This window comes from Nevskiales bacterium (assembly GCA_035574475.1).
Taxonomy (GTDB): domain Bacteria; phylum Pseudomonadota; class Gammaproteobacteria; order Nevskiales; family DATLYR01; genus DATLYR01.
Window position 1 is genome coordinate 1 of the sequence record DATLYR010000128.1, and the last position, 7,799, is coordinate 7,799.

2 protein-coding genes are annotated in these 7,799 nt (G+C 68.8%); both read right to left on the bottom strand.

Features of this window, described 5'->3' with window-relative positions; genetic code table 11:
- Positions 1 to 4,686: hypothetical protein (locus VNJ47_07500; protein HXG28676.1), on the bottom strand; the 4,686-nt coding region annotated here is incomplete at its 3' end.
- Positions 4,687 to 4,695: 9 nt separating this feature from the next.
- Positions 4,696 to 7,518, bottom strand: a complete 2,823-nt coding sequence (locus VNJ47_07505; GenBank protein HXG28677.1) for a CocE/NonD family hydrolase — start codon at positions 7,516 to 7,518, stop codon at positions 4,696 to 4,698.
- Between the last annotated feature and the right edge of the window lie 281 nt (positions 7,519 to 7,799).

Below are 7,799 nucleotides of genomic sequence, written 5' to 3' on the forward strand. Positions count from 1 at the left end.
GCTGAAGGCATCCGGGTCCGTATCCACACCCGCCGCCGTGGTCGAGCGGAACTTGCCCGATACCCCACCAATGGTCAGCACCGTTTCAGTCACGCTGTTGGCCGTGCTGGCCGAGGTGTGACGCACCTGCACCGTCTGGCCGTTGGTGATGCTGGTACCGCCCGGTGCGCCGATCCAGGCTCCACCATCGATACGGTACTCGCCCACATCGATGCTCACCGGCGCCGGCGCATCGATGCCCGTGATGGTCACCACGTTCGAGCTGACCACCGTGTTCTGGGACACGCCCGAGACGCTGGTGAAGCCGAACGCATCCGGATCGGTGTCGAGCACCGGCAGTTCCGGCACGCGCCACTCGCCTTCATCGGCAATGTCGCTGTAGTTGAGCCAGACCTCGCTCACGCCGGCGTTTGCCTTGGCGATGCGCAGCAGTTCGTTCTCGTAGCCGTTGCGCGGCACGTCGAAGCGGTAGCCGGCCGGGCAGACCGGCGGCGTGCGGCCGGCACCTGCCGGCTGCGCGATGGCCCAGCCCAGCCGCCGCGAGCCCACGGCATTGGTGTCGAGCACTTTGGCGCAGGCGTAGGGCCGCGGCAGCGCACAGTCTGCGGCGCGGAAGCGGCTGTCGGCCTTGTGCAGGGCGCAGTTGGCATCGCTGCTCAGCGACGGCTGCCCTGGCTCCCAGCTCCACACGAAGGCCGCCAGGCGCGGATCGTTCGGCGTGACGTGATCCAGCGAGGGCATGTTGACGCCGCAGCGCACCATGCCGCGGAATTCCTCGGTGCTGCCGAGATCGCTGTCGGACAGGCCGGTGGCGGCGCCGACCAGCGTGCCGTCCTCGAAGTAACGCGTCCAGCGCGTGCGATGCGTGGCGCGGTCGAAACCGCCGCACATGCCGCTCTCGCTGAACGTCGTCAGCTGGCTCTCGTCCGGGCCCTGGCTGTGGCGGCCGCCCGCTTCCTTGTTGAACACCAGCGCCGCCCAGCCGGCGTCACAGCCCTCGGTATGAATGTAGAGCTGCTTGCCGCGCGCGCGCAGGGTCTCGATGCCGGCCTCCAGCGGATGGCCGTTGCCGCAGGCGAAGCTGCGCCCGAGGAAGGCGGCATGATCGGCCGGGGTGTAGAGCCGCGCACCGAACACCTCCTGCAGGATGCCGGCGGTGACCGCGTAGGGCTCGCGCCCGAGCAGCGCGGCGCTGGGGCCGTCCACCGGCTCGTTCATGTTGTTCTCGAGATACAGCACGATCACCTGGTCGGGATGCTCGTCCAGCCAGCCGCGGATCTCCTCCAGCTCCGCGCGCAGGCCCTTTTCGTAGCTGCAGCCGAAGTGAAAGGCGTTGCCGTGACACACCGTCGGGCCGAAACCGCTGCCGTCCGTATGCGGCATCCAGTGCAGGTCGAGCTCGAGCGCGCGGATGCCCATGCGCAGCTGCGCCACCGAGCTGTAGCGCTGGTTGGCGTCGGAGCCGGACAGGGTCTGCGGGTTGTTGGCGTTGGTCGAGTTGAAGCTGTTGTGCGTGGCCGGGAACAGCGCGTCCACGAAGGCCAGCGGCGCGCCCAGCTCGTACTGCAGCGCCAGCGCGCGGTGCGTCCAGCCCTGCTCGAACTGCGCGATCTCGTCGTCCGCGATGCGCTCCTTACTCAGCAGCGCGCAGAAATCGGGCGAGGCGCCCGGAATCTGCCGGCAGCTGGAGGCGAAGCCTTCGAGGAAGGTATCGGCCACCTTGCAGAAGAAGTTCGGCTGCGTCTCGCGGCAGGCATCCACCAGTCCGTACAGGTGGCCGCCGAACACGCCGCAGAAGCCGGCGCCCTCGCCGAGTACGCCTTCGCAGGCGCCGACCAGCTGGGCCTCTGCCGCCGCCATCGCGTCGCACAGCGGCGCGAGCTGCGGTCCGGCACTGCGGCAGGCCGCAACCAGATCGGGGCGCGGGTCCGCATCCAGCGCCAGGGCAGTGCCGGGCTGCAGCTGGACCAGGGCCATACCACCGCGCAGGTCCTCGGCACCGAGCGCCAGCACGATGCGGTCGCCCTGCAGCGCGCCCGGCCGCTCGAATTCGTTGACATAGACGCGCACCGGGCTCGTGACGTTGCGCAGCGTGAGCGTGACCGGGCCGTCGCTGGTGATCACGCCGTCGGCGCGCGCGGAAAGGTCGATCGCCATGCGCGCCAGGTCCAGCGTGGCGGCGGACAGGTTGGTCAGCGTGGCGGTGAAGCGGTTGTCGCCGGTCGGCTCATCGCCCAGCGCCACCCAGTCCAGCCCGCTGCGCACATAGGGGGTGGAATGATTGCCCGGCGAGAATACCGGCGTGGACAGGTAGGGCGGGCTGGCCGAAACGCCACTGCGCGGCACCGCGACATGGCGCTGGCCCGGCAGCCGCAGGCTCTCGGCGTCGATCCGGCCGAAGCGGCGCGGGTCGCTGCCATCGGCGCCCTCGCGCACGACCAGCCCGTCCACCCAGTAGGCGCCGTCCGGATTGAAGGCGAATGGTTGACCGCCGTTCACGCCGGCGAGCTGCACCTCGTTGGTGGCCTTGACCAGCGCCGGCACCACTTTGTAGGTGACCTGGCGCGGGTTCTGCGGCGCACGGAACTGGTTGAGATAGAAGGCGCCGTCGGCCCATTCGTCCACGATCGCCTGGGTGAAGTGCTCATAGCCCAGGAACAGGGTCATGTCGTGGCGGTAGCCCAGCTCCAGCAGGCGCTGGCCCATGCGCACCGCACCGGGCGTGAGCGCCAGCTCGTCGTTGGTACCGTGGTGGATGACCAGCGGCAGGTGGCGCGTGTTCTCCAGGATGCGGTAGTTGAGTTGCGCGTTGGCGCGGCCGTTGTTGGCCTCGACGAAACAGGGCGTGGCGGCGCCCACGCCCGGCACCGAGCCGCCCTGGCCGCAGAAGCCGTCGTCCGGCCCGAGGCCGGTCCAGGCGCCTTGCGTCACCGCGCCGGAGGTCGAGTAGCCGGCCGCGAACAGGTCCGGATACAGGCCGCCGAACAGGTAAGTGGCGAAGCCGCCCATCGAGTAGCCGGACAGGTACACGCGCGAACGGTCGATGTTGAACAGGCCGGTGGTGGCGAAGCCGTGCCCCGCGGGCAGGTTCTCCTCGGCGTACTGGTTCAGCAGATCGGTGCCCGCCACGTCGGCGAACACCTCGAAGAAATCCTGGTGCGCCCGCGTGGTGTACCAGGTGGAGGTGCCGCGGGCGCGCGGCGTGACCACGAGGTTGTTCTGCTCCTCGCCCAGCTGGTGGATCAGCCGCGACGTCCAGGCGGCGCCGGAGTGCGCCTTGCCGCCGCGGTAATGCAGCCAGAAGGTCAGCGGCATCGCCTGCGGCGCCGGCGTGAAGCCGGTCGGCACGTACAGCCCGTAGGGCTGCAGCCGGCCGTTCTCGGGATCGTTCTCGACCGAGATGTTCTCGCCGGAGACGAACTGGCGCTCGTGATAGCCCGCGCCGGGACGCGCGACCTGCGTGCGGCCGGCGGTGAGATCGGCCAGGCTGATGCTGGCGGCGAAGCCGTCCACGCTGCCGGCGAACAGCGCCAGGCCCTGCAGGCGCTCGTTGTAAATCGTCACCGGCTCGCCGAAGCGGTAAGCAAGGTTTGCCGGTGTATAGCTGCCGTCGGCATTCCTGCGGGCCGTGAACGCGGCGACGCGCAGCGTGCCGTCGTCGCGCTGCAGCAGCGCGCGGGGCAGCGAGGCCTCGAGGGCATTGTCGTAGCCGGCGGCGCTCACGCTGCGCGTGCCGACCACCGGCAGGGCGGTGCCCGTGCCCAGATCCAGCACGCGGTATTCGGTGGCGCTGATGACCAGCGCGCGGTCGAAAATGCCGGTGCTCAGGCCGGCATTCAGGCCGTTCATGCCGCTGACGCTGTCCTGCGTGTCGGCCAGCACGATCAGCACCAGGCTGTTCGGGTTGCTCAGGCGCGCCACGCGTGCAAGCAGGAACAGATTGTTCGCGTCCGCCGCCCAGCGCAGCTCGGTGAGATCCAGACCGTCCTCGCGGTTGGTGGCGTCGCCGTAGTGGTCGGCACGCGAACCGGCCGGCTGCGGCACGTCGAGTTGATCGCCACCGGCCTGCTGCAGTGCATCCACCCGCTCGGTGCGGTTGTTGACCTGCCCGAGCAGGAGCAGCGCCGCCATGCGCCGCGCGTCGTCGCCGTCGTCGGCGCCAAAGGCATCGAACAGGTAGTCGGTGTAGATGTGCTCGCCCGCCTGCAGGATCTGGCTGCCGCCGATGCGCGGCGACTGGCCCTGCCAGTCGGCGGGATTGCCGTCGATGGTCTTGGCCGTGGGCGTGAGCGTTCCGGCCTCGGTGTACACCAGGGCGCCGCGCGCCACCGGTTCGCTCAGCACGGCGAGCCGATCGGGCGCGCCGCCGGTGTCGCGCAGGGCCGCGCAGGCGGTATTGGCCGGGGCCGCGTTGCAGACCGCCAGCGCCTGGCGCAGGAAGGCGACCAGCGCCTCGCCGCCGAGGAAATCATGCACGGCGTTGAACGCGCAGTTGAAGCCAGCCTCGCTCGGCGGGCATTCGCTGAGCCGCTCTGCCAGCGCAGGGAAGGCCTCGGCGCAGGCAGCAGGGTTCTGCTGCAGCAGGCAGGCGGCCAGCCCTTTGGATTCATCCGCCGTCGCCGTACCCCAACCGGCCAGCGCAGCCAGGAGCAGGGCCATGCCGACATACCGCTTGCGCATCTTCATTGCCAATCCTTACGGCGCCGTCCGCGTGGTGAAGTACCCCACCGTGCGCCCGATCTGCAGGCTGGTCTTGCGCAGCGTGTTCGGGGCGCTGGCACTCATGTGCCGCACACAGATCGGCGTGTGCGGGCTGATCGTGCCCTGATCGCTCCTCCAGTTGTCCCGCGTGCAGCCCAGGCTGTACTCCGTGCCGCTGCCCGCCTTCACCGTGGTTTGCGCGTCATATCCAATAGGCGTGACCGGATCAGACTCCACCCAGGTGCTGACGGGGACGTTGGTCTTGCTGCCAAAGCTGAAGGCGTCCGGGTCGGTATCCACACCCGCCGCCGTGGTCGAGCGGAACTTGCCCGATACCCCACCAATGGTCAGCACCGTTTCAGTCACGCTGTTGGCCGTGCTGGCCGAGGTGTGACGCACCTGCACCGTCTGGCCGTTGGTGATGGAGCCAGAGACACTGGTCCAGGCCCCGCCATCGATGCGGTATTCGCCATTGCTGACCGACACCGGCGCCGGCGCATCGATGCCGGTGATGGTCACCACGTTCGAGCTGACCACCGTGTTCTTGGACACACCCGAGACGCTGGTGAAACTGAAGGGATCGGGCGTGGTGTCCGGCGGCGGCAGCGGACAGCCGTCGTTCTCGGCCGGACCGGGCTCGTCCGGGCATGCGTCTTCGGCATCCGGCACGCCATCCTCGTCGCGATCCGGCGGCGGCGGCGCCTGGTCCGCCAGCACCGTGCCGGCGAGGCGGGCGTCGGGCTGGCCATTGTCCAGGCCGTAGAGCGGCAGCTTGACCGACCCTTTGACCAGTACCGTGGGAATGGTGGCGTCTCGCGAATAGCCCCCGAAGAACTGCGAGTGCTGACCATAGACCAATAACGCCAGCTGGCTGCCTGCCGGCACGCGCTCGGACACGCCGACCAGGTCCACGCGATGGCGGCCGAGGCCACGCAGCGGCTGCACCTGGTCGTCGATCAGCTTGTAAGTGGCCGCGCTGCCGGTGCGCAGGCCCAGGCCGACGAAGATGATGCTGTCGCAGCCCAGACGCACGGTCGGCACCATCGGGTCGCCGCAGTCCTGCGCCAGCTCGTTGAGCCCGCCCGGCGTGGTCACGGTCATGTCCAGATAGGGAATGCCGGCCAGCACGCCGGCGGCCTGGGCCGTGCCCAGCGGGATGACCACCGGATTCGCACCCAGCGCACTGCCGGCGCCGAACAGACCGTTGGGCACCGGGGTGCCCAGCGAAGGCAACTGCTCGGGCAGGAAACGCGTGGTGTAGCGGCGCATTTGACCGCTGGCCAGCCCGCGCACCGGCTGCGGCGCCAGCACCTCGGTTGCCGGCAGCGTCACACGGTCGTTACCGCCGAAGATGAAGCAGACCTCATCGGCCGGTAGCGGCGTACCTCCGGCCGGCTTGAGTTTGGAGTCGAACCAGGCCACGCGATTGAACGGGCAGCTGCCGGCGGGTGCCGGCGTGCCGTCCGGCGACTGCGCCACCGGCAAGGTATGGCCACCGTTATGCGTGTAGAGCGTCACCTCCGCACCGGCCCCGGCCAGACACTGGTAGTTCCACCAAGCGTCGTTGAAGTTGAATAGGGTATCCACCATGCCCTGGGTCAGCAGCACGCTCAGGCCCTGGAAATGACTCGCCGCATCCACCGGCTGCACCAGGTACTGGCCAAAGCCGGGACGTCCATTGGCCTGTTTCGGCGGTACGTTGTTGCTGTCGGTCACATCCAGCATCGGGACGGCATCCGGACCATAGTTCGGGTACGGCATCGACGGCAGGCCCGCCGCGGCGCACCAGTGGCCGAGGCTGTGGTAGCGGAACCAGTCCAGCGCCGTGCGTGGAAACTCGTTCGTCGCGATACCGCGCGCCAGCGTTTCCTTGATGAAAGGATCCTGGCCGTCTTCGATGGGACCGCCGGCGCTGCTCTGGCCGCTGGCCTCGCCGGCCGCGCTCAGCGCCAGATCCCACAGCGACTTGCTGACATCGCCCGGATTCAAGCTGTAACGCAGGTCATGCCAGGTGATGTCGGGCTGGATGGCATCCAGCCGCTTCTTGGCATCCACCATCAGGATCAGCAGCTGGTAACCGCCGCCGTAGCTGCCGCCCATGGCGCCGACCACCAGGTTCGGCCCGTTCGCGACGCTGGTGGCATCCGCCGGCCGCGCCATGAAGCTGCGGTCCGACTCGTTGCGCCAGGCCAGGTAGTCGAGGTTTTTCTCCGCCCAGTCGAGAATCTGCAGCAGGCGCTGGCCTTCGAACTCGGGATCCATCACGCGCACCGTGCCGCCACTTTCGCCGAAGCCGCGCGGATCGACGCTGATGACCGCATATCCGGCATTGCGCTCGCCGGCAAAGCCGCTGGTGGAACGGCCGCCGCCGTAGCCCGGCCCGTGCAGAATCAGCGGATGCGCGCCGTTGGCTGCGTTGGCGCAGTTGAAGCCGGTCGGCTCCAGCACCTGGAAGCTGTTGACCTCGCCGTCCGGCGCGGTCAGCGTGACCTGGTAGCTGCGGTTGCCGGCCAGGTTGCGGTTGCGTGCGCAAGAGGCGTTGCTGTTCTGCTGGCTCGAGCAGCCGTTGGCATCCACGGCTTGACCCGCGGGCGTGCCCAGGCACTGGTCGGTGCCATCCGGCACACCGTCACTGTCCTCATCGCCCGCCGATGCCACGGACTGCTGTGCGGCAGTCGCCGATGCAGCGTTCAAGCCCGCCAAACCCTGACCGATCACGGTCAGCAGATCCTGCAGCGTCGACTGGCGTGCCTGCAGCGACCAGGCCAGCGACGCACAGCCAAACAACATCACTGCGACAGCGATCCGGCTTTTCATTCTCTGTCTCTCCTCATTCGCATTTCGAACACGTTCGTTATACGCGGCCGTCGGCATTGCGCCGACGGCCCGTTTTCTTGTCGTCTGCTGCCCAAGGGCAGCCTCCTCCCTGCTCGCTCCCGCCCCTTGTTCTGTACTGCCCGTCTGTCGCGCGCAAGGCGCGCTCCTACAGAAAACCGCTGCTCTGGTAGGCGCGTGCCTGCACGCGACCCTCTTACGGCGCCGTCCGCGTGGTGAAGTAACCCACCGTGCGCCCGATCTGCAGGCTGGTCTTGCGCAGC

Coding starts and splice junctions, on each gene's coding strand:
- VNJ47_07505 (HXG28677.1), bottom strand. CDS start 7,518: ATGAAAAGCCGGATCGCTGTCGCAGTGATGTTGTTTGGCTGTGCGTCG.